Source organism: Mycolicibacter senuensis (assembly GCF_003284925.1).
Lineage (GTDB): Bacteria > Actinomycetota > Actinomycetes > Mycobacteriales > Mycobacteriaceae > Mycobacterium > Mycobacterium algericum_A.
Genome location: NZ_QMEX01000282.1, coordinates 1 through 1,697, shown reverse-complemented (window position 1 = coordinate 1,697; position 1,697 = coordinate 1). Strand labels below are relative to the sequence as shown.

Below are 1,697 nucleotides of genomic sequence, written 5' to 3'. Positions count from 1 at the left end.
GGCCACCTCCGCGGCGGTCACCGGGTCGGGGTCGTGGGCGATCCACTCGTCAGGCCTCACAGCGTCGATTGTGGTCGATCCGCGGCAAAACCCCGCAAACGGACAGCTGTCAACCACTTGATACGCTTCTCCACTTTGTACCCTAAATCCGAGGACGGAGCGCCTTTGAACCGCTCGACAGCGCTGCCGGTGGACCGTTCGACAGCGCCGTCGGTGGACCGCTCAACCCTGTTGCCGGTCGCAGTCGTGGTGGCGGTCGCCGCGGCTGTGCACGGCGCGGTTGCGATGCGATACGGCTGGCATCCCGACGAGTTCTATTACGTGGTCGGCGGCCGGCACCCGGCGTGGGGGTACGTCGACCACCCGCCGCTGGTACCGCTGCTGGCGCGGGTGGCCGCGCTCGGCGGCCTGGCGGGCCTGCGACTGCTGGCCATCGCGATACACCTCGGCTGCATCGTGCTGGCGGCGCTGCTCGCCGCGGAGTTCGGCGGGCGGCGTACCGCGCAGGCGATCACGGCGGCGGCCGTCGCCGCCAGTCCGCTGTTCATGGGCGCCGCGATGTTCTTCGGGACCACCGTGGTCGACCAACTGATCTGGATTGCGGTGCTGCTGCTGGTGACCCGCGCGCTGCGGGTCGGCACAGTGCCGGCCTGGCTGGCGGCCGGCCTGGTCGCCGGCATCGGACTGGAGGCCAAACAGACCGTTGCGCTGCTGCTGGCCGGCATTGCGGTGGGCCTGGCGCTGTTCCGGCGGGAAGCGCTGCGCACACCGGGGCCGTGGCTGGCCGGCGCCGTGGCCGCTGCGCTGGCCGCCCCGAACCTGATCTGGAACGCGCAACACGGCTGGCCGAGCCTGCAGTTCGCCCAGGCGATGTCGGTTCGGATGGGCGGGCCGCTGGGATCGCTGACCCAGGTGCCGCTGCTGCTGCTGTTGTACGCCGGCCCGCTGCTGGTGCTGCTGTGGCTGGTCGGCGGCGGCTGGCTGGCGTCCCCGGCCGGCCGGGAGTACCGCTGGATTCTGGCGGTGCCGGTGGTGGCGGTGTTGCTCTGCGTCATCAGCGGCGGCCGTGCCTACTACGCGGGCCCCGCGCTGGTCGCGCTGTTCGCCGCCGGCGCGGTCCGCGTCGAGGCCGGGAACCCGGACCGGCCGCCGCGCGGCTGGGCGGTGGCGCTGCTGGGGCTGTTCGCGGCGTCGGCGATGTTCTGCTTGCCGGTGTTGCCGCCGGCGGCCGCCATGACGATGCGGAAGGTCAACCCGATTCCGTTGGAGACCTACGGCTGGCCGCAGTTCGTCACCCAGGTGGCGGCCGCGGCATCGTCGCTGCCCCCCGACGTGCCGATCTTCACCAGCAATTACGGCGAGGCCTCGGCGTTGACGATCCTGGGTCCGGCCGCCGGCATCGACCGTCAGGTGGTCAGCGGCGACGGCAGTTTCGCCCACTGGGGGCCGCCCGCCGGCAGCGCCGATACCGTGCTGTGCGTCGGACGGTTCCCGGTGCTGAAGCTGCGCCAGTACTGGTCCCAGGTCAGCCAGTTGCGGTCGATCAGGTTCCCCGGCGGGGTGCGCAACGGCGAGAGCGCCGCCAAGATCTACCTGTGCCAGGGTGCGCGGGGCAGCTGGGAGACGCTGTGGCCGCGGATGCGGCACAGCTCCGGCGTCGGCTACTGAGCCGACACGGCCGCGGGGGGCTCACAGCC

At 72.1% G+C, this 1,697-nt stretch carries 1 protein-coding gene; it reads left to right on the top strand.

Annotated features, from left to right (window positions below; genetic code table 11):
- Nucleotides 1-165: 165 nt before the first annotated feature.
- The gene (locus DQP56_RS24125; protein ID WP_234825815.1) at nt 166-1,668 is read left to right on the top strand and encodes a glycosyltransferase family 39 protein; all 1,503 of its coding nucleotides are present in this window, start codon (nt 166-168) and stop codon (nt 1,666-1,668) included.
- Nucleotides 1,669-1,697 lie beyond the last annotated feature (29 nt).